This window comes from Cellvibrio sp. ARAG 10.3 (genome assembly GCF_051846955.1).
In the GTDB taxonomy this organism is placed as follows: domain Bacteria; phylum Pseudomonadota; class Gammaproteobacteria; order Pseudomonadales; family Cellvibrionaceae; genus Cellvibrio.
This window is the reverse complement of sequence record NZ_JBPYCU010000011.1, coordinates 148,416-170,079: the sequence shown is the minus strand read 5'-3', so window position 1 is coordinate 170,079 and position 21,664 is coordinate 148,416. Positions and strand designations below refer to the sequence as shown.

Here is a 21,664-nt window from a genome sequence, read left to right as displayed (position 1 = left end):
CACCTTCCGGCGAACTCAGGGTGTGCAAGATTTTAACAATTGATACATAAATTTTTCTAAAACAATCAAGCAATCTGCAACACCTTCTCTTTCGCCGTGTGATTGATAAGCCGAGCCGGCGTTTTCCCGCAGCTGATCTTGTGAACAAAGTTGTAACGCAACTTGTGGTAATCACTGTCTGGATTATCAAAGATCGCTTTCATCTGACGTAACTCAGCGGAGCGATAGGCCTCCAGCGGTTGCACGCATTCATCAGCGATTCGCCGTTGTTGTTTTTGCTCCAGGGTAGAGAAAAAAATGTCGTCCCTGGTTAATTCCTCACAGGCTTTTTGCAGCGTCTGGTGATACAGCTCCCAATCTTCCGGTAACACCTGGTCCACCATACCGATAGCCTTGGCCGCTTTCGCCAAGATCGGCATGCATTGGCTGGTCAACTCATGGGCAAGGTGTTGGCCGACGCGTTTGGGTAGCAGATAGGTCCAATATTCAGAACCGTACAGCCCCATGGTTTGGTAGTGGGGATTCAGCACAACGCCCTCGCGAGCCCATACAGAATCGCACGCGAGCGGCATGATGGCACCACCGGCGCCGGCATTGTTACGCAAGGCGGCGACGGTGATTTTATTTTCCATGTTGATGATCTCATGGACAACGTCGTCAATCGCATTGATGTTGCGCCAGGACTCGTGGGCCGGGTCGCTCGATGATTCAATGCAATTCAGGTGAATGCCGTTACTCCAGAAATCTTCACCACCGAGCAATGCAATAACGCGAACATCGGCATGGGCTCGCAGCTCGCGCAGTTTTGCCAGCAAGGCGATGCATTGTTCGGTGTTCATGGCGCCGTTGTAAAAATCGAAGCTGAGGTAGGCAACGCCATTTTTAATTTCGGTGGTGATATCCTGTTGAACCTGCGAATCCAACACGCCCAGGTGCTCAAAGTATTCAGGGTTGTGGAATTGCTGGGTGATGACTTGCAATGACGGCAATTTAAAATAGGTTCTCTCACCGTGTTGCGCCATCTTCATCTGGCGAATCCATACGGCGCCGTCGCGGGTGGCGCGGCACACGGCACCATCGCGGTAACCGATCAGTTCGCCGGGTTTGGCCCTGGTTTTGCGGTACTCCGCGCGTGCGCCGAACAAATACACCGTATTGCCGGCGATATCATCCAGTACACCGGGAAAGCTATCGGCGGCATGGATTTTTTTAACAATGGTGGCCGTGTTGTCGTTGAGCCAATCAATCTTGCGCCAGTCCTGGCGCATTAAAGGTAAACATTTTCCTTTAATATTCGGGTTGGAATAATCCAGTGGGCGTGGACGAAAATCCGGTTTTTGAATGGCCTCAAGCAGAATTTTTTTGATGCCGGCGACTGCGGTGGCGATGACTTCCCGCCGGTATAAACTGGCTTTTGGTGCGTCGCGCAGTGGAAAGTCTTGCGTGGCCCAGATATCACCCGCATCCATTTCCTCGTCGGCTTGCAACAGAGTCACGCCCCAGTGGCCGCGCTCCATATCAATCGCCCAGTCCAGCGAAGAGGGGCCGCGATCCCCTTCGATGCCGGGGTGCACGATCAAACACAAATGCTCCCGCCAAATGGTTTCAGGCACACGGTGCTTGAGAAACGGGCAGATGATCAGGTCTGGCTGAAATTGTTCAACCGCCTCCTGCATAACCTCCTCGTTGGCCGAAAGCTCGATAGAGACACGATGATTCTCTGCTTCCAGTTCCCGATGTACACGTTGACACATCCCGTTATAAGCTGAAGCAAACAATAAAATGTTCAAAGCAGATCCCTCCCAGGTGGGTTGAAAGTAGATGTTTGCGCGCTTGATTTACAACGAAAGCGTTACGTCTTGGCGTAAGCGTCTTGTGCGTCTCCCGGTTCTTCTCCCAATTCTTCTTCCATACGATTGCTGAGTTGGTTCAAGGACATAATCAGACAGATGACCAGTAAGAACATACTGGCGCAGAAGATAAACAGACCCATGGTCATCGGGCTCATGGAATTTTCGATAATGACTTGCTCTGCGGTGTGGTCATGCACCATGGACATGGCCGCCATACCGGTGTAATGCATACCGCACACGGCAATGGCCATAACCACCGCACTGCCGAGCATCAACAAGGTACCTTTCAGGTTTACCGCGAGCCACAAGGCAACGGTTGCGGCAACAATGGCAATGGCCAGCGAAACACCTACCAGGGTTTTGTCATACACCATCGCGCCGTGCATCACCATGGCTTCCATACCGATGTAATGCATAGACGCTACCGCAAGACCGGTAAACAGGCCGGCACCTAACAAGCGCACGATTGACAATTTACCGCTGACGGCGATGTAAATACCGATACCTACAGCGACCACGGCTATTAATAAGGAAAGGAAAGTCAGGCCAGGTGTATAACCGACATCCATCGGAACCTGGTAGGCCAGCATGCCGATAAAATGCATGGTCCAGATCGCGCCGCCACCGAGGGAGACCGCGGCAGCAATAATCCAGGTAATTGACGGGCCAGTTTTGGAGGATTTCATTCCGTTAGTAATTTGCAAACCAGTAAATGAACCAAAGACTGAAACAAGAAATGAGAGAATGACCAAAAACCAGTTGTAGCTTGCTTCCATCTCCATCATAAAATCCTCTTTAAAAATAAAAAACAAAATCCAATAGCGCCCGCTCCCTCCGGAGCGGTGATGCTTTCTTTATGGATTCTAGTTATTCCATTTGCGCTTCCATAGATTAAATAATCATGTTTTTTGAAAAAAAATAATAATTTGAAATTAAAAAAATCACCAAGGCACAAGAAAATAAATTTGTGAACTGGTTTTCATTGGGTAGGTAAGTGCATGAATTTGCTTAATAAAAAAATTGACCGTCAGGAGATGTTTTTCGTCAATTTCATTAATTTGACGCATTAGTTTGCGAATTTTTTAGATCATCTCGTTTGATATTTTTTGCGCCATTATTTTTCCAGGCGCAAAATTTTATTGCCGCCGAGCAACACTCATCTAAAATTGCTCATTACCAGTGCAGTGAATTGCATTGGCGCATTTTTATTTTTACCGTTGCGTTCGCGCAAGGATTATCATCAAATGACCGCTCAAGCATCTGTAATGAAGACACCCGGCAGGATCTTTTCTGTTGCGGTTGTCGGAGCAAGTGAACGAGATATAGAAATACTCGAACGCGTTTTTGGTATTACCCGTTATCGTCAACGTTGCTATAAGCTGGTTGTCATCAATGATGTCGCATCCACCAGTGAATTGGCGCGTGCAGTTGACTCCGACATCCATGTTCTGGATGTATCCAACCCCAAAGCGATTGTGTGCTGGCAGCGTCATGCTGCCACGGTCAGCCGCGACAAGCGCAAACCGGTGTTGCGGCTGGGGCAAAAAATCACCGACGAGAAAAGCGCCTCCGAATTTGTTATTCCCTGGCCGATCAATCCGGCGAAATTGTTGCAAACCCTGGACAATTTTACGATCCGCCACCTTCATTATTACCCCGAATTTGAAATAGGCTCTGAAGTGGAACCCTCTTCTGCGGTGGTGCACAACATCAAAGCCATAGGCACCACCACGCAAATCAAACAGGACGCGCGGCAAAAAAATATTCGTGTGCTGGTGGCTGACGACAGCCTGGCGGTACGGCGCCAATTAACTATTGAGTTCGACAGTATGGACGCGCACCTGGATTCGGTCGCGGATGGTGAAGCGGCCGTAAAAGCCACCGAGCAGGAAAAATACGATGTTATTTTTCTGGATGTGGTCATGCCGGGGCTGGATGGTTATAGCGTATGTAAAACCATTCGCCGCTCCGCACTGAACAAGACGACACCGGTCATTATGCTGACCAGCCGCTCGTCCAAGTTCGATAAATTAAAAGGCATTTTGGCCGGCTGTGATACCTACCTGACCAAGCCGATCAATCACAATGAATTCAAAGAAATCACCCAAAAACATCTCGTAAAACGCATGGAGAAGTAACATGAAGCCCAGCAAAGTCATGATCGTGGACGATTCGCCAGTAGACTTGCAGCACCTGAAACAAATTATGGCAGACGCCGGTTACCAGGTTATCACCGCAACCGACGGACAAGACGCTTACGACAAAGCCAAAGCCTATCGCCCGGACGTTATTCTGATGGACGTTGTAATGGAGGGTGTGGATGGTTTCCAGGCCTGTCGCAACATTACCTCCGATAAAGACCTCGCCAGTATTCCTGTCGTGTTTGTCACCAGCAAAAACCAGCGCGCGGATCGTGTGTGGGGTGAATTGCAAGGTGGCAAAGGCATGATCACCAAACCTTATACCCAGGCCCAGATTATCGACACGATTGCAGCGCTCTAACTTTTTAACCCGGCGAGATATCCCGCGCATGGACATCAACACCCTTGAGCAGACGCTGATTGACGCGCTGTCCCGCTTGCAACATGCCGATGTCGACAAGGTGTTGTTGACGGATCAGGAGCGCCTTGGTGCGGAGCTTATCCGTGAACAACACTTCGGCTTTTCGATTGGCCAAAAGCATTTTGTAGTAAAGGCCAGTTGCTTTTGCGAAGTCTTTTCCGGTTTGCCGGTGGCGCCGATACCCAATGCACCACCGGTGTTAGCGGGTTTGTGTAATGTGCGGGGCGTTCTGGTCCCGGTGTACCGATTGCATCAGGAATGGGCGCTTGCCGCGCCGCACAAACCTTATGTGTTTTGTATCGGAAAGGGTGATAAAGCGGTGGCGCTGTTGATTGACCGGTTACCGGTTTCCATCGAGTTGGCGGATCAGGATCGGGTCGCCGATGACACTCTGGAGCAAGACGCGGCCCTGGCATCTTTGGTGGAAGATACGTTTCTCGCACGCGGCGTGACCCACTATCGCATCGCGGGTGAATCACTCGGTACCCAATTATTGGCATTGGCGAATCGCCGTCAATCGGAGAGCGCCCGTGCCGGTATGGCTCACCACATCGATACACTGTATTCGATGTAATCGCACAGCAGGCATTCTTGTTTTAAAAATCGATCCTGGAGTCTCATAATGAAAAACGTATCGGGAATTAAGATTTCCCACAAAATCAGTAGCCTGATGATCGGGTTGATCGTTGGCTTCGTGTTGATGGGCGTGGCCTATTACGCGCAGATCAGTGTGGATATCAAACAGGAGCGCACCCGCCAGCAGTTCCAGCAGGCGGAGCAATCGTTAAACCTGGCGTTGCAATCTCATGAAGCGCTTAAGACACGCCTGTTGTCGACTATGCAAAGTGGTGAGATTGAAAATTCACAGGAACTGCTAGCGGCTGCAGAGGGTGTGCGGCAGGCCCAGGAAGCTCTGGGTAAAGTGAACTTCCAATTTTATTCAGCGGCCGCGCAGGACAGCATTGAAGCGGCTAATCAGCAGTTCGCAGAAACCGTGGAGCAAACCATTCCGGCCCTGGCGCAAGCGGAAACCGCAGAAGCAACAGTCAATACACCCCTGCCTGAACTGGCCGGCCAGTTACGCAATCTGTTGCAAACCCACCCGGCCGCATTGAATAGCATCCTGCAAACAGAATTACATTATTCAGAATTCCTGCGCACGCGGGATGGACGTTATGCCGCCGCATTCCAGGCGGCCGTTGCAAATCTGCGGGACACTATTGGTCAACTGGATTTATCAACCACCGCCGCCCAACGCGCATTGACGCTGACGGAAAATTACGCGACCGGTTTTGAGGCAATGATTGACCGACGTGCGACGGCAGCCGAGCGTGAACAAATGGTGGAAGACGCCAGCCTCGGTGTTGTCAGTGCAGTGGAAGCCTATCGCACGACCATGAATCAAAACCTGCAACGCCGGATTGATGCGGCGGAAGGTGAGCGCACGGTAGCGCAGTGGATGTTTGCCATCGTGTTGTTTATGACCGCCATCGGCACCACCCTCGGATTGTTCCTGATTTATCGCAGCATCGTATTACCGCTGTGGCATATGCAATCCATTATTGCCCAACAAAACCGCGGTAACGACAAGGCGCGGGTAAACATAACCGCGAATGATGAACTCGGTAATCTGGGTCGCGCTTTTAACCGTTTGCTGGATGAACGTATCCAGGTATTGGCAGAGAAATTCCAGGAAAACGAAACACTCAACAACTCCATTATCGGTTTGATCCGTGCGCTGGGTTTGATTGCCCGTAAAGACCTTTCCATCAAGGTGCCGGTGTCGGCGGACGTTACCGGTACCGTATCCGATGCGGTGAATCTGTTGACCTCCGAAACAGCCCGCACCTTGCATCAGGTACGCGCCGCTTCAGAAAAAATCAATGCGATCTCGGATCAATTGCAGGCGCAATCCAGTGCGGTAATGGAGGTCGCGGAAGAAGAGCGTACCCAGGTTGCCGAGACAGTTGCGGCCCTGGATCAGTCAGCGAAAACCATGAGCGATATCGCCAAGGAGGCGCGTGTTGCCAACAGCATCGCGTCCACCGCGATTGACAGTACGCTCAAAGCCCAGTCTTCGGTAACCGAAACGGTTGAAGGTATTCAAACGATTCGTAGCACCATTTCTGAAACGGAAAAACGGATCAAGCGTCTGGGCGACCGTTCACAGGAAATTACCAGTATCGTTAACCTGATTAACACCATCGCTGAACGGACTCATATCCTCGCATTGAATGCGAGCATGCACGCGGCGTCTGCGGGTGAAGCCGGTAAGGGCTTTGCGGTGGTCGCGGAAGAGGTGCAGCGGCTGGCGGAAAACGCGCGTGGTGCAACGTCAGACATCTCTGCGATGGTAAATAACATCCGCGTTGAGACGTCCGACACTGTAAACATCATGAACAAACTGATTGCGCAGGTGGCGGAAGGAACCAAGCTGGCGGAAGATTCCGGTCAGCGGATGCACGAAACCGAAGCGGCCACGCGCCAGCTGGTAAACCACGTAAAATCCATCGCCGTGAATTCGGTTAACCAGGCCAACATGGCCAACCGGGTGCGCGACCGCGCGACACAAATTACCGAATCGACCGAAAAAACTTACAGTGAACTGGAGCAACAGCGCTTGCAGACCGATGAGCTGAAAGTGCATGCGCGTTCGCTGCTTGAGCGGGTAAATGTCTTTACCCTGCCGGAGTTCCGCGCGGAAGCGCACAACACGCTGGTGTCGATTCGCCAGCCGGCGGTCAACGAAGAACAAATGGAAAAAAATATTGCCAACGCCTGATCATTACCTGTGTGAAGCTAAATCGCCTGGATGGAATGTGAGATGAATAATAATCCTTTGACGCGTGATCAGCAGGATCTTGTCGAACTGCTTACGCAAGAATTGCATGCGCAACTGGATTACTCTCTCGGGCAGACTACGCAAATCGGTGTGGATCAGCAAACATTATCGGACCAGTGCGCTTCTGTCGCGCACTTTGCCGAAGCGGCGGAGCTGATTGGATTGCAAGGTCTGGCCGAAGCCTGCCGTTTTATGGAGAAAAATTTCCAGGCGTTGATGCAACAACCCGCGGGTGTGGATGCGGAGCAAAGTCTGCTGGTGGATTCCTGGGCGGTGTATTTTATCGATTACCTGCAACGTCTGGGGGAGGGTGATATACCGCCCGCAACTGTCCTGAGCGTTCTGGAATTTCTGGCCAATGCTGCCTGGCCACAACCCTTGAGCGAGGCACAGCAGCACAAACTGGGGGCCAAGCTGGTTCAGGCCGATATCCCGGTGACCGACGACCCGTCACGCAAATTACCGACCCTTGCCACGATGGAAATGTTGTCGCTGCATTTGAGCGACGACATCAATCAGGAATTGTACGAAGGTTTGATGCTGGAGCTGCCCGGTCAGGTCAATAGTTTCGCGGAACAAATTGGCCGCTTTGTGGGAACCTTCGATAAACAAGCGCTGGCCAGTGCGCAACGCATTGCACACACCATCAAAGGCTCCGGCAATGTGGTGGGCGTAAAAGGCCTGGCGAATTTTATGCATTTCAGTGAAGACTTGCTGGAAGAAATGTCCCGCCAGCCTGGCGAGCCCAGTGAAGCCTTGAAACAACTGCTGGTGGACATGTCCGACACACTCGCCGCCATGCTCGACAATCTGGTGGAAGGTTCCAATGTCAGCGAGCTTGAATTGCGCGTGATGCAGCAAGTGCTGGATGCTTACCACTTTGTCTATCAGCACGACGTCGCCAGTTTCGGTGTATCCACGGCGAGTATTGAATCCCTCGTGAATGCCGCTTTTGTTGAGGCGGATAATGAACTCGCGCCACCCGCGCCGATTGCTGAACTCCATGAAGTGCACGAGGCTGTTTCCTCAACGGCCGCCAACCAGCATCTTCAGGAAGCCATGGCCTCGCAACTGCGGGTACGCGAGGATATCGCGCAGGATTTATTGCGCCTTGCCGGTAGCAGTGCCATCGGTACCAACCGTTTGCAAACGCAAGTCCATGGCATCAAGCAACAGTTAAACCATATCGGCCAATTGCATCACAAGCTCACATCGCTAACGGAAGAGTTGGGTCAATTGATTGAGGTGCGTGAATTATTCAGCCGGCGGTTCAAGAGCAGCCACGACGACGGACTTGATCCGCTGGAGCTGGATCGTTACAACGAATTGCACAGTTTCTTTCATCAGCTGCAGGAATTTATCACCGACGCGCGCGACGCCATTTATCAAACCCAGGGGCAATTGCGCGGTCTGGAAGAGCAAACCTACGAGCAACAGGTCACCAATCGCGAATCACAAAATTTATTGCTGGAGATGCGCATGGTGCCAGCGCACACCATGGAAGCGCGCTTCCAGCGGTGTGTGCGTCAGGCCTGCCGTTTAACCGGCAAGAAAGCGCGCCTGCAGTTGCTCGGCGGCGACACCATGATTGACAGCCGGGTACTACACGAGTTGGTTGATCCGCTCATGCATTTGTTACGCAACGCCGTGGATCACGGTATTGAAACTACCATGCAGCGCCAGCTCATGGGCAAGCCGGAAGAGGGCGTGATCAGCCTGCAATTTCGCGCACAGGGCCAATCGGTGTTGGTGCAGGTGCGCGACGATGGCGCCGGGTTAAATCACACGCGCATTGCCGCAAAAGCAGAAGCGTTGAATATTGCCATCCCCGCTGCCGCCCAGGATGAACAGCATCCCGAATTACTCGAACGCTGGTTGCACCAGTTAATCTTTGCGCCGGGGTTTTCCACCAGCGACGCCGTCAGCCAGACCTCCGGGCGCGGTATCGGCCTCGATATGGTGGCCGACCGTATTGCGTCATTGAAAGGACGCATCACGGTTGAAAGTTTTCCGGGTGAAGCCTGTGAATTCACTATTCGCTTGCCCATGACCATGATCGCGGAACACGGCTTGCTGATAAAAAGCGGTGCACATCGGCTGGTGGTGGCGTCGCGCGGCGTCGAGCAATTGTTGTTCCTTGATGCCGCCACCCTGGTATCCAGCGGCGAGGGTTTGCAATATCAATTCAACGATACGCTGATTGATGTGTACCACATCGCGCAATTGGCAAACCTGCCGAATACCGTCGCGATCAATACAGCAGATGCTCACGCGCTCCTGGTCGTGGAAAGTTTTCCCGGTCAACAAGTGGGGGTATTGATCGAAAGCGTCAGCGCCAGCCGCGAGATGGTCATTAAACCGCTGACGGCGCTGACACCTGCGGTACCCGGTGTGATTGGTGCAACGATTCTGGGTGATGGTGAAGTCGCCCCGGTGATCGATGTGCAAGAGCTGGTACTGGATTTATTGCAATCGGGTACGAACAATGCCATCTGGCAGGTTACCCACGAAGCGCTGCGGCATCAGCCGATTACCCAACGTCCCATGGCGCTGGTGGTGGATGATTCGCTCAGCACCCGGCGGTCCCTGGCGCAGTTTGTCAGCGACATCGGGATGGATGTGTGCACGGCTAAAGACGGTTTCGAAGCAGTGGATATCTTGCAGGGGCAAATGCCCAGCGTCATCCTGGTGGATATGGAAATGCCGCGCATGAACGGACTGGAATTGACGGCCCACGTGCGCGCCAACGATGCGACCAAACATATCCCGGTGATCATGATTACCTCGCGCAACACGGAAAAGCATCGCAGCCTCGCGAAAGCCGCAGGCGTGGATAATTATCTGAATAAACCTTTTTCGGAAGACGAGTTGCTGCATTGCCTCAAGTCTTCCATCACTGCCTAGGATGGAGTCATGCCGCCCACCATAAACGATCAATCGCCCAGCCTTGCACCGCCGACCGCACCCGCACCGGAGCGGGTGCACCTTGATGGCGGCGAGTTCGGTTTGTTATTGCCCGCAGCAGATGTGGTGACGCTGTTGCCTGGCAACCTCTTGATCGCCCCGGCGGAAACAGCTTCACCGCTCGCAGCACAAACCTGTGGTTATGTGGAATTCGAGCAGCAACGTTACCCCGTATTCTGTCTCAACAAAGCCTTGCAATTGCAAAGCCGGCTGGAGACGCATCACCGGGTGTTGGTGTTGTTGCGTCATCAACAACAGGCTTTTGCACTTGCCTGCAGTTCACTCAATAAACTCGACACGCGGGAATACCCGGTGTACCCGGTTCCACGCAGCATGAGTAGCCGCAAGCAACCGTTTACCAGTTTCGCCTTGATCGGCGACACCGCCCTGGGCCTCAGTTCAGCGGCAGACCTGCTTGCGTTATTGCAGGTGCGCGGTGTGCAGGTTCGCGCACAGGCTGCGCGCGGCGCGTTACAAGGGGCCGGCTGATGTCACAGATGCAGGAATTAGGTGCCTGGCTATTGCCCATTGATCAAACAACGGCGGTGGCTATCGGGCGGTATGAACTGAAATACATTGAATACATCAAGGCCAGTGTGCGCCTGCCGGGCTTGCCGTCTTATTGCGAGCAGGGCTTTTTGTGGCGCAACCGGTTTATCCCGGCATTGGATATTCACGAACTGGTTTCACATCGTCGTTCCCGCGTGGTGGACGAAGAGCGGATGGCCGCGATCATTGCTTACGAGAACAGCGCCGGCGAGATGGATATGGGTGCGATCTTCCTGCGGGGGATTCCCCGGTTGCTGCCGGTAAAACCGCAACAATCCGTGGCGATTACCGAATTGGAAACCAGTTGGCAACTCCTTGCCCATGCGGCCTTCGAGGATCAGGCGCAGCGCTACCCGGTGCTCGACTTGCGCGCCTTGTTTGATCGCACGCCGGCCGACTTGTTGGCCATGCATTAAGGGGATTTTTAATTCCCCTATAAATATTAAGTCTATTAATGTGACCTGAACCCAGGAAGAGCGCTCAACCCTTAACTTCTTCACACTTCCGATTTTTTTTACCCTTCTTTCCTGTAAATCTTGTTCCTTATAAGCTATAGCAGGTGGCGGAAATGTGAATTAGCGTATATCGTTGGCGCTAGTATTCGCACTTATTCTCCTAACACTAATATCAAAAGGAAGAGCCAGCGCGAGATGGATTTGCATGATATGTCAGCAATCACTGTGAACGAACTACCCGTGCGTCTGATACAGATCACCGATACTCATCTGGGTCCGCTCGCCAGTGAATCTCTGCTCGGCTTGAATACAGACCAAAGTCTGGAAGATGTCCTGCAACTGATCACTGCCGAGCAACCCACCTTCGACTACCTTGTCTGCACCGGCGATATTGCCAGTGCGGGGCATGATGTATGTTATCGCCGTTTTATCGACATGATCCGGCGCTACTTCAGCGTGCCCTTCGCCTGGATTCCCGGCAATCACGATTCCGCCATCATGATGAGCCAGTTGTCCATCCCCAACCCGCCAGAGCGTCGCCTGGTGGACCTGGGCGCCTGGGTCATTGTGCTGCTGGATTCAGCCGTGCCGGGGCAGGTATACGGCAACCTGGAGCAGAGCGAACTGGACTTCCTTGAACAGGCGCTGGCGGAACATGCCGATAAACACGTGATGGTGATGTTGCACCATCAACCCCTGCCTGTGGGCAGTGCCTGGATCGATCAATATGTGCTGCGCAATGCAGACGCGTTCCTGGCCATTGTGGACCGCAGCCCCCAGGTCAAGAGCGTGGTCTGGGGCCATGTACACCAGGACTTCAGCCGCCGCCGCAAGCACATGAAACTCTTCGCCACACCGTCTACCTGCGTCCAGTTCAAGCCCAACAGCGATGACTTTGCAGTGGATACCGCCATGCCCGGTTACCGCTGGTTTGACCTCTATCCGGACGGCCGCATCGAAACCGGTGTGTCACGGGTGAGTGGCAAGCACTATGTGATCGACTACAAGTCCGCCGGTTATTGATGTCTGACCTGATTTATATCCACGGCTTCCTCAGTTCTCCCTTGTCCTATAAGGCTCGCCAGACCGCGCAGTGGCTGGCCGAGCAGCGTCCCGACATCCGTTATCACTGCCCGCATTTATCGCCTTACCCGCGTGCCACCCAGCAGGTACTGGAGGCCCTGGTGGAATCTCTCCAGCCCTCACCGGTCGGTTTAATCGGCAGTTCGCTGGGCGGTTTCTGGGCAACCTGGCTGGCGGAAAAGTATGATCTGCGCGCGTTGCTGGTGAACCCGGCGGTGCGGCCCTGGGAATTTATGCCGGACTATCTGGAGGTTGACCTGCCGTCTTATCACACGGATGATAGCTACCGCTTGAACGCCGGGCATATCGACGAAATCAAAGCCTGCGCTTCTCCTGTTCGACGCCATGCCAACTACTGGCTGCTCGCGCAAACCGGCGACGAAACCCTCGACTACACACAAGCCGTCGCCTTCTATGAAGGGTGCAAACAAACCGTAGAAACAGGTGGCGATCATGGCTTTCAGGGGTTCGAGCGATTTTTAAACGACGGAATACATTTTCTATTCCCGTAGGTCGAATTAGCCGCAACGCGGCGTAATCCGACAACTAAGGTTGCCGTAACCAGAACGCTTCCGATAAATACAACCACTGACCCGTCGGGTTACGCCGCCATGCGGCTAACCCGACCTACTCAAACTTGATACTGAAGACGCTATGGCCAATTACTCCGCAGAAGATATTGAAGTACTCACGGGGCTCGACCCGGTAAAAAAACGTCCGGGGATGTACACCGAAACCACACGTCCCAACCACCTCGCCCAGGAAATTATCGACAATAGCGTGGACGAAGCCCTCGCCGGTCACGCCAAATCCATTGAAGTTATCCTGCATAAAGATCAATCCGTCACGGTCACCGACGATGGTCGCGGCATGCCGGTGGATATCCACCCGGAACAAGGCAAGCCCGGTGTTGAAGTGATCCTGTGTACGCTCCATGCGGGTGGCAAATTCTCCAACAAGAATTACCAGTTTTCCGGTGGTTTGCACGGTGTGGGTGTCTCAGTGGTGAACGCACTTTCGCAAAAGCTGGAAGTCACCATCAAACGCGATGGCAATGTCTACCGCATGGGTTTTGCGAACGGCGATAAAGCCACAGATCTGGAGATCATTGACACCTGCCCAAAGCGCCAGACCGGCACCGCGGTGCGCTTTTTACCCAATCCGATGTATTTCGATTCACCGAAATTTTCTGTTAGCCGTATGCGCCACGTGCTGCGCGCAAAAGCCGTTTTATGTCCCGGTTTGAAAGTTACCTTTCTCGATGAACAAAGCGGCGAAAAAGATGAATGGTTTTACGAAGACGGGTTAAAAGATTACCTCGCTGGCGCGACTCAAGGCTGGGAAACCTTGCCCGAGTTACCCTTCGTCGGTGACTTCAGTGGCAAAACTGAAGCTGTTAATTGGGCTGTGCAATGGCTGCCGGAAGGTGGCGAACTGATTCAGGAAAGTTACGTCAACCTGATCCCCACCGCGCAAGGTGGTACGCACGTTAACGGTTTGCGCACGGGCTTACTCGACGCCATGCGCGAGTACTGCGAATTCCGTAATCTTATTCCGCGCGGCGTCAAGCTCGCACCGGAAGATATCTGGAACAACTGTTGTTATGTGCTCTCCTTCAAACTGGCCGACCCACAGTTTTCCGGCCAAACCAAAGAACGTTTAACCTCGCGCGAAGCCGCTGCGTTTGTCTCCGGTATCGCCAAAGACGCCTTTGCCCTCTGGTTAAACCAGCACACCGAAGAAGGCGACAAGCTTGCGGACCTCTGCATCAACAACGCGCAAAAACGTGTGCGCTCCAGTAAAAAAATCGCGCGCAAAAAAGTGACCCAGGGCCCGGCTTTGCCCGGAAAACTGGCAGATTGCTCCAGCGGCGACCCCTCGCGCAGCGAATTATTCCTGGTGGAAGGTGACTCCGCCGGTGGCTCCGCCAAACAAGCGCGCGACCGCGAATTCCAGGCCATCATGCCGCTACGCGGAAAAATCCTGAACACCTGGGAAGTCAACTCCGAAGAAATTCTTTCCAGCCAGGAAGTGCACGACATCTCCGTCGCCATCGGCCTTGATCCCGGCGCAGAAGATTTAACCGAGCTGCGTTATCACAAAATCTGCATCCTCGCCGACGCCGACTCCGACGGCTTGCACATCGCCACCTTGTTGTGCGCGCTGTTCGTCAAACATTTTCCCGCCCTCGTCAAAAACGGCCACGTCTTCGTCGCTATGCCGCCGCTGTATCGCATCGATATCGGCAAAGACGTTTACTACGCCCTCGATGAAAGCGAGAAAAAAGGCGTCCTCGATCGCCTCGCCGCCGAAAACAAAAAAGGCAAGGTCAACGTGCAACGCTTCAAAGGCCTCGGCGAAATGAACCCGCTGCAACTGCGCGAAACCACCATGGCCGTCGACACCCGCCGCCTGGTGCAACTCACCATCGAAGACGGCGACGCAACCCATCAGGTGATGGATATGATGCTCGCGAAAAAACGCGCGGGTGATCGTAAGAATTGGTTGGAAGAGAAGGGGAATTTGGCGGAGATTGCGGTATGATTTCAGTCAACTTTCTTCAAGGGAGTTAAGTTGATCCTTGATAAAAAATTAATTTTGTGTGAGGCATGGAGGTAGATAATGAAAGCAGATAAAGCTATGTGGATAGCATCAGTCAAAGCTCGCGTGTTGGAAAACTCGGAGTTGAATAATGATAGTTCCGAGTTTCAGTATGTGGAATGTCTATATCTGGCGACCGGTGAAGCAGAGTTTGTTGAGGAAATAAAAAAAGCAATCGCTGAGTTGCGGCTGGAGGTTGTTGAGATCATAAATTGTGCTCCCTATCATCAGGGCGAATGGTCAAACGACGATCCATTAATGGCTGAATTGATTGATGAGGCCGCGCAGAAGGCCCAAGCGGAGGGTAGGCTCACATTTGGTCCATTTACTTCATCCAATTTCTACGAAGACTGAGTGCCAAGGAGGTAGGCAATGAGTGGAGCAATGACTATTGCTGAAGGGGATCTGCGGTTTAAGGTAGATGTCTCTGTGGTATTTGGTGGGGGTGCGGCCGCTAAAAAGTATGTTTTACGCACTACTCTGGATAGCATTGGCGTATGGAAGGCGAAGTACGTAAAAGTTAACACCTCGCCGTTTCAGGGGCGAGTCAAGACCACGCTCAAAGATGCCGCGATCATAGATAAAGAAGTGTGGGTTTTTAACGTAGACGCGACAAGGAGTGTTGATGTTGTTGCGGCTATAGAGATAGCCATGAAAGTTTATCAGGTGCCCGCAGCAGATATTATTCGAGACATCTATGTTAAAAACCTGAATATAGAAAGTGAAAACCTCATGGAATCCCAAGCGAAAGTGCGCGCTAACAAAGCCCTTTATAAAAATACGTGTAATGCAATCAGAGAAGCGGCGGAAAAATTGGGTGTTAGGGGTGAGATTAACCTATGGGTTTTTAGTAGTAACGTAAACCCTAAAATTCCGCAACAAGATTTGCATCAATCGTTAAACGAAGGTGGAGCTCGCTCCGTCGCTACCGATGAGCTTCAATATAAAATCTGGAGTGGTAGCAATGATGGCGAAAGGGCTGAGCGATTTAAAACCAATCTTCATTTGGCTAAATTTACATTGTGATATTTTTTAATGCTGCTTTTTTTGAGCAAAAATTATGTTTTCTATGACTAACATTGCCATCATCGATATCGAAGCCAGCGGTTTGCACTTCGATTCTTACCCAATAGAGATAGCTGTTCTAAAGGGAAATGAAGTGCAGTCCTGGTTAATCAAACCAGAACCAGCGTGGACATATTGGTGCGAAATCGCTGAGAGTTTACACGGTATATCGCGGGAAACCCTTGTTCGGGAAGGTCGCCCTGCTGTTGAAGTTGTTCAGCAGCTAAATGAATTTCTGCTTGGCTTTGATGGAGCATTATACAGTGACGCCGACCGATGGGATGTAGATTGGGTTGACACCTTATACTTCGCTACAAGGCAATCTCGCCCCTTTCATATTGCTTCAATTTACGATCTTTTATCTGTTGTTGAGGCTCGTCGATTTCAAGAGCTGATTGCTCAGCTGCCTACGCAGGAGAGATATCGACATCACCGAGCCGCTAGTGATGTCAAAATGTTGCAAGAGGCTTATACTCTGTCAAAAGTAAAATAGGCTTTGTCGATGTAAGTTTTTTCCTGATAGCCTCTGAATCTCTCATATCTTTTTATAAAAGGTAATCCCCACCCATCATGACCCCACGCAATTATTTATACCTATTAAAAAAATACGACGAGTACCAGCCGCAGATTGATCGGTTGTTGGAGTCTATTGTCACCACGCTGGCGCCAAACAAGATTGCCAGTTCGCCGGAAGATTTGGGGCAGGTGGTGGATAAGTTGTACAAGTCTTATCCTTTTGTGGAATTGTTGTACTGCCTTGATGAACAGGGTATGCAGACAACCGATTCCGCGGCGGCGCCGGGAATTGCGGACTCGAAGCGGCGCGAAGCCGGTTTGGGATCGGATCGGAGTAATCGTGTGTATTACTCGGCGGCGCGGGATAATCACCGGGCGATTACAGTAACCTCTCCTTATTTGTCGAGTGCGACTCACCAGCTTGCTTTGTCAGCAGTGCAACGGTTTACTGATGCGAGTGGCAAGGTGAGTTATCTGGTGATAAATTTTAATCTCGAAAAGCTGATCAGCTTTCTCAATGGCGACGAACTGCGCCGCCAGATTCACCCGCTATTTCAGGTGGTCTACGGGATCATTGGTGTGCTGCTGGTATTGGTGTCTGGTTTGTTGTTGTATTCCGCGGGCAGCTCTCTATTTGAGGTAATCTACAAACACACCAACACCGCGACGCAGGCGTTCAGCACTGTGATTTTAATTACGCTGGGGCTGGCGATTTTTGATCTGGGCAAAACGATTCTCGAAGAAGAAGTACTCTTGCACAAAGACATCCACCACCAGGGTTCCAGCCGCCGCACCATCAGCAGGTTTATGTCGGCCATTGTGATCGCGGTGTCGATTGAGTCTTTGTTGTTGATGTTTAAATCTCTGTTAGGTGATGCTACTCATTTGAACAGTGCGGTTTGGATGCTGATGGCGGCAGTGGCGTTGCTGGTTGGCTTGGGTATTTATTTGAAGTTGACTAACGATAAAGCCTGATACCACATTCTCCGGATTGCACAATGCAAGTTTGGCGTTAGGGCATAGGTTTCGAAACCCTCAAGTCACGGACGACTTGAGGGAGCTACAGGGATGATGCAATCGCCACATCCCTGTGGCTCACCCTTACGGGCAGCTTCGCTGTGCAAATTGGCTTCCTGCCAATTTGTCATGCGTTTTCGAAACCAAAGCCCTAATGACAAACGGACTACGAAGTACCGCTTTTTTAGCGACAGCGAAAATCTGAATGAATTTCTGCTTACGAGGACTCACCCGTGGCAACCAAAACCAAAAGTGCATTTGTGTGTAACGACTGCGGTGCTGAGTACAGCAAATGGCAGGGCCAGTGTACCGAGTGCGGCGTATGGAACAGCCTATCGGAAGTACGATTAGGCCCAACGCCGAGCAATCGTTCCGCTAAATTCCAGGGCTATGCCGGCGCAGCAGCGGGTGGCAATGTGCAAACCCTGGCCGAGATCAGCCTCGCTGACCTGCCGCGTTTCAGCAGCGGTACCGGTGAATTTGATCGCGTGTTGGGTGGTGGTTTTGTGCCCGGTTCGGTGGTGTTGATCGGCGGTAATCCCGGTGCCGGTAAGTCGACCTTGTTATTGCAAACGCTGTGCAATCTCGCACGGACGATGCCCGCACTGTACATCACTGGCGAAGAATCGCTGCAACAAGTTGCCATGCGTGCGCAGCGCTTGGGCTTGCCTACCGATAAATTGCAAATGCTCAGCGAAACCAGTGTGGAAACCATCTGCGCGACTGCACAAAAAGTTGCGCCCAAGGTGATGGTGATCGATTCGATCCAGGTGATGCATATGGAGGATATTACCTCTGCACCCGGCTCGGTGTCGCAAGTGCGCGAGAGTGCGGCGTACCTCACGCGCTTCGCCAAGCAAACGGGAACGGTGTTGATTCTGGTGGGGCACGTGACCAAAGATGGTTCGCTGGCCGGTCCGAAAGTATTGGAGCACATGATCGACTGTTCGATCTTGCTGGAGGGCGATAACGATTCGCGCTTCCGGACGTTGCGCGGTCACAAGAATCGCTTTGGTGCGGTGAACGAACTGGGTGTGTTTGCCATGACCGAGCAGGGCATGCGTGAAGTGAATAATCCCTCGGCGATATTTTTGCAGCGCGCGGAGGATGTCTCTTCCGGCTCGGTAGTGATGGTAATGTGGGAAGGCACACGCCCGTTGCTGATAGAAATCCAGGCGCTGGTGGATGACAGTCACCTTGGTAATCCGCGCCGTGTGGCGGTGGGTATGGATCAAAACCGGTTGTCCATGTTACTCGCCGTTTTGCATCGCCACGGCGGTATTATGGTGGGCGATCAGGATGTGTTTGTGAATGTGGTCGGCGGTGTACGGGTGATGGAAACCAGCGCGGATCTGGCGGTATTGGTAGCGATTGTTTCCAGCTTTCGCGACCGCGCCTTGCCGGAGGATTTAATGGTATTCGGCGAGATAGGCTTGTCCGGCGAAATCCGTCCGGTGCCCAGCGGCCAGGAGCGTCTGCGCGAGGCAGCAAAGCACGGCTTTAAAAAAGCGATTGTGCCTTACGCCAATGCGCCGCGCGAAAAAAATCCCGGTATTGAAGTCATTGCCGTTAAAAACTTACAGGAAGCTCTGGATGCTTTATAAGCTGGATGCTTTATAAGAGAGCCGCGCTATAAAAAAGTCGCGTTAGAGAAAAGGCTCCAAGACACCATGTAGATCCGCTCAAACAAGATAACGATTCCAATGCCCAAATTGACTGTAAACAGGCCCGCGCGGCAGGCTCAGGATAATCAGCGCAATCGCGGTAATCAATGTAACGGCGATGGACACGCCGCCAACACCAAATACGAAAGGCGTAATCAATAACACGGCGGCCAGGGGTATATTCAGGAAACGCACTGGACGCGCTACTTCGGCCAGCGCACAGACACTCACGGTGATCACCAATGCACCGATCAGATGATCCCAATTGGCCATGCTACCCTCGTGCCCAAGCGTTACGCGACTGAACATCAATAGGATCCCCAGCAGAATACACAGCGCCAGGTTCCAGGGAAGGCCGACGCCACTCTGAAAAAAATCGCGCGCAATATCGACGGGTTTCTGTTCAAAATTATCTCGCGCGGGTTGCGGTTGTCCTTCATCAGTGTCGCCGGTAAAGAATATTTTTAGCACCGGTTTTCCCGCATCATGCCGCCGCTTTAAAAATTGTCCGGTCGCAAGCAACTCATCCAATGAATAAGGAATCTGGATCAGCATGGCTGCCGCCGCGATCAAACACAAGGTACACCAGGTGCCCAACAAAATAGGTTGGATAATAATAAACGTAATCGACACGATACCCAGCGGCACAATCATGATGCCGAACAGTGTTACCAGCCACGGCATGGTTCGCCAACGTTTGGTAGAGCCGATCAGTCCGACGAGAATTTCCAGCGCATAGGTCATCGCGCCCAACCCGGCATCGGGCACGGGCCATGCTTCGGAGAGGGGCGAGGTGATAATAAATTCGGTTCCGTTTTTGGGGCTATCTACGCCGGCAAAAAACGGGTCCCATACGCCGTCGATATGGCCGAGTTGATAGGCGGTCATATAGCGGGAAATAAAAAAGCCGATAAAGGCCAATAAAATAATCGGCGCGCGTTGAAACCAGGCGGAGGGATTGCGATTCCAGCCGGGCGGAATATCCGGACCAGTTAACGCAGCAACGGGCGACAGGTTGGGTGTGGGTTTGGTCAGCACGGCAAAGCCAATCGCCAGCATACCGACCAGTGTATTGTTGAGATAAGCCACCGCGCTCGGTGTCCAGAAGGCGAGGGGTGCAAACAGCAACCATATACCGATAACGGCACAGCCCCAGCGCGCCCAGCCCATACGCCAGGAAAGCGAGACGAATGCGAGCAACATCAATAATCCACCAGCAATAGCATCGCTGTAAGCCATGGGTGTTGCAGCGTAGTTCATCGCCGGCGGCGAGGTAATCAGCCAGGCGCCCAGGCCCATATTTAAAAACGACGCCCAGACATTGCGGTGATGCTGATGGCGATAATGGGTTTGGTAGGTGTTCAATACATCATTGGGATTGCGGCCGCGCTCATTGGCTTCGGTGGCCCAATCCGGTGGAGTGATTTTGTTGGCGGCATACCAGGCCAACGCATCTTTTTTCATATTGGCAATCATCACCGGCAACACATCATAGAGCGCATGCTTCGGTTCCCACGCCAGTTCGTCGCGCGCGCGGCGAATATCCAGTTCGTAATGATCCGATGCCATGTCAATCATAAAGGCGCGGATAAACGGTTTCTCACCTTTATCAAAGTCATCGGGCACGACCGGTTCGGTTTTTTCTTCCAGCCATGCGCCTATCTTGGCGACAGGTTCCGGCACGGTGTAGGTGTGCCATTCCGATTCGCCGTGCAGTAATTCTCCGATACGGTTTTGCAAGGTGTCATAGCTCAGGCAAACCGGTTCGCCGATTAACAGGGCATGTTCTTTTGGTAAATCGTGGCGGTGCTCAATGGTGCGCAGGAACGCCGCAACCATGTCGTCTTTGTGCAAAAACGCCTGCCCTGCGGCAGTATCCCCCGAATACAATTTGCCTTTTACTCGCCGTTCGTAAATGCGCGCGATCTGGTGGGACAATGTGGGGACTGCCGTATGTTCATCGTAGATGCCGGCCAGGCGTAATAACGTATAGGGAATTTTTTGCGCATGTTGCTGGATAACCGCTTCGGTTTCAGCCTTGGATTCAGGATAGGCCCAGCGTGGATCAATAGGACTGGTTTCATCAATTTTCTGCCCGGGAGAGCCAGGGGCGTGAACCAACATGGTACTGGCGTAGATAAAACGATTGACGGTGAAGGCCTGTAAGGCTTCCAGTATCAGGCGCGTACCTTCCACATTCACCTTTTCGTACAGCGGAGATTTCTCCCCAGTAAAATCAAAATAAGCCGCCAAGTGAATCACCGCAGCAATTTCATCACCTTCTTCCTCCCGTAACTGTTGAAATGTATCTTTCACGGATTTGGGCGCGGTGAGATCAATCGAAAAACTTTTTGCAACGCCCTCGGCAGATTTTCTGTCGAGCCCGATAACGCGATAATCCTGCTTCAATGCACCGGCCAGTGCTTGCCCAAGATTGCCTGCGGCGCCGGTAATAATGATCATCGGTTTTTGCGCTGAGGGATTCATACGGTC

At 52.3% G+C, this 21,664-nt stretch carries 18 protein-coding genes; 15 read left to right on the top strand and 3 right to left on the bottom strand.

Translation table 11 applies throughout. The features are described 5' to 3' along the window. Window positions 1–65: 65 nt before the first annotated feature. Complete coding sequence (locus ACSV5M_RS14795; RefSeq protein ID WP_439177014.1) at window positions 66–1,790, bottom strand: hydrogenase maturation protein; 1,725 nt, start codon at window positions 1,788–1,790, stop codon at window positions 66–68. Window positions 1,791–1,852: 62 nt separating this feature from the next. Continuing rightward, window positions 1,853–2,638, bottom strand: coding sequence for an MHYT domain-containing protein (locus tag ACSV5M_RS14790; RefSeq protein ID WP_439177013.1), 786 nt, complete (start codon window positions 2,636–2,638; stop codon window positions 1,853–1,855). 459 nt (window positions 2,639–3,097) lie between these two features. On the opposite strand from ACSV5M_RS14790, the gene ACSV5M_RS14785 reads away from it, so the two are divergent. From ACSV5M_RS14785 to radA, 15 genes are all read left to right on the top strand, one after another. After that, the gene (locus ACSV5M_RS14785) at window positions 3,098–3,991 is read left to right on the top strand and encodes a response regulator (RefSeq protein ID WP_439177012.1); all 894 of its coding nucleotides are present in this window, start codon (window positions 3,098–3,100) and stop codon (window positions 3,989–3,991) included. 1 nt (window position 3,992) lies between these two features. Beyond that, on the top strand, window positions 3,993–4,355 hold the full coding sequence (locus ACSV5M_RS14780) for a response regulator (RefSeq protein WP_439177011.1): 363 nt from the start codon (window positions 3,993–3,995) through the stop codon (window positions 4,353–4,355). Window positions 4,356–4,383: 28 nt separating this feature from the next. Continuing rightward, window positions 4,384–4,989, top strand: coding sequence for a chemotaxis protein CheW (locus ACSV5M_RS14775; protein ID WP_439177010.1), 606 nt, complete (start codon window positions 4,384–4,386; stop codon window positions 4,987–4,989). Window positions 4,990–5,037: 48 nt separating this feature from the next. Further along, a complete protein-coding gene (locus ACSV5M_RS14770; protein WP_439177009.1) occupies window positions 5,038–7,197 on the top strand; it encodes a methyl-accepting chemotaxis protein in 2,160 nt (719 codons plus the stop codon). A 42-nt stretch (window positions 7,198–7,239) separates the two neighbouring features. Beyond that, a complete protein-coding gene (locus tag ACSV5M_RS14765) occupies window positions 7,240–10,161 on the top strand; it encodes a response regulator (protein WP_439177008.1) in 2,922 nt (973 codons plus the stop codon). 9 nt (window positions 10,162–10,170) lie between these two features. Next, window positions 10,171–10,710 carry a hypothetical protein gene (locus ACSV5M_RS14760; protein WP_439177007.1) on the top strand — a complete coding sequence of 180 codons (540 nt, stop codon included), beginning with the start codon at window positions 10,171–10,173 and terminating at the stop codon, window positions 10,708–10,710. Further along, complete coding sequence (locus ACSV5M_RS14755) at window positions 10,710–11,186, top strand: hypothetical protein (RefSeq protein ID WP_439177006.1); 477 nt, start codon at window positions 10,710–10,712, stop codon at window positions 11,184–11,186. Before ACSV5M_RS14760 ends, ACSV5M_RS14755 begins: the two co-directional genes overlap by 1 nt. Before the next feature lie 249 nt (window positions 11,187–11,435). After that, window positions 11,436–12,248 carry a 3',5'-cyclic-AMP phosphodiesterase gene (gene cpdA, locus ACSV5M_RS14750; protein ID WP_439177005.1) on the top strand — a complete coding sequence of 271 codons (813 nt, stop codon included), beginning with the start codon at window positions 11,436–11,438 and terminating at the stop codon, window positions 12,246–12,248. Further along, window positions 12,248–12,820 carry a YqiA/YcfP family alpha/beta fold hydrolase gene (locus ACSV5M_RS14745; RefSeq protein WP_439177004.1) on the top strand — a complete coding sequence of 191 codons (573 nt, stop codon included), beginning with the start codon at window positions 12,248–12,250 and terminating at the stop codon, window positions 12,818–12,820. Before cpdA ends, ACSV5M_RS14745 begins: the two co-directional genes overlap by 1 nt. A gap of 142 nt (window positions 12,821–12,962) precedes the next feature. After that, window positions 12,963–14,852, top strand: a complete 1,890-nt coding sequence (parE, locus tag ACSV5M_RS14740) for a DNA topoisomerase IV subunit B (RefSeq protein WP_439177003.1) — start codon at window positions 12,963–12,965, stop codon at window positions 14,850–14,852. 78 nt (window positions 14,853–14,930) lie between these two features. After that, on the top strand, window positions 14,931–15,263 hold the full coding sequence (locus tag ACSV5M_RS14735) for a hypothetical protein (protein ID WP_439177002.1): 333 nt from the start codon (window positions 14,931–14,933) through the stop codon (window positions 15,261–15,263). An 18-nt stretch (window positions 15,264–15,281) separates the two neighbouring features. Further along, window positions 15,282–15,935, top strand: a complete 654-nt coding sequence (locus ACSV5M_RS14730; protein WP_439177001.1) for a hypothetical protein — start codon at window positions 15,282–15,284, stop codon at window positions 15,933–15,935. 43 nt (window positions 15,936–15,978) lie between these two features. Continuing rightward, complete coding sequence (locus tag ACSV5M_RS14725; protein WP_439177000.1) at window positions 15,979–16,467, top strand: hypothetical protein; 489 nt, start codon at window positions 15,979–15,981, stop codon at window positions 16,465–16,467. Between the two features lie 77 nt (window positions 16,468–16,544). After that, window positions 16,545–17,465, top strand: a complete 921-nt coding sequence (locus ACSV5M_RS14720; RefSeq protein WP_439176999.1) for a PDC sensor domain-containing protein — start codon at window positions 16,545–16,547, stop codon at window positions 17,463–17,465. A 275-nt stretch (window positions 17,466–17,740) separates the two neighbouring features. Then, window positions 17,741–19,111: a DNA repair protein RadA gene (gene radA / locus ACSV5M_RS14715; protein ID WP_439176998.1), complete on the top strand. Its 1,371-nt coding sequence runs from the start codon at window positions 17,741–17,743 to the stop codon at window positions 19,109–19,111. Window positions 19,112–19,189: 78 nt separating this feature from the next. On the opposite strand, the gene ACSV5M_RS14710 is transcribed toward radA, so the two are convergent. Beyond that, window positions 19,190–21,658: an NAD-dependent epimerase/dehydratase family protein gene (locus ACSV5M_RS14710; RefSeq protein ID WP_439176997.1), complete on the bottom strand. Its 2,469-nt coding sequence runs from the start codon at window positions 21,656–21,658 to the stop codon at window positions 19,190–19,192. Window positions 21,659–21,664: the final 6 nt, after the last annotated feature.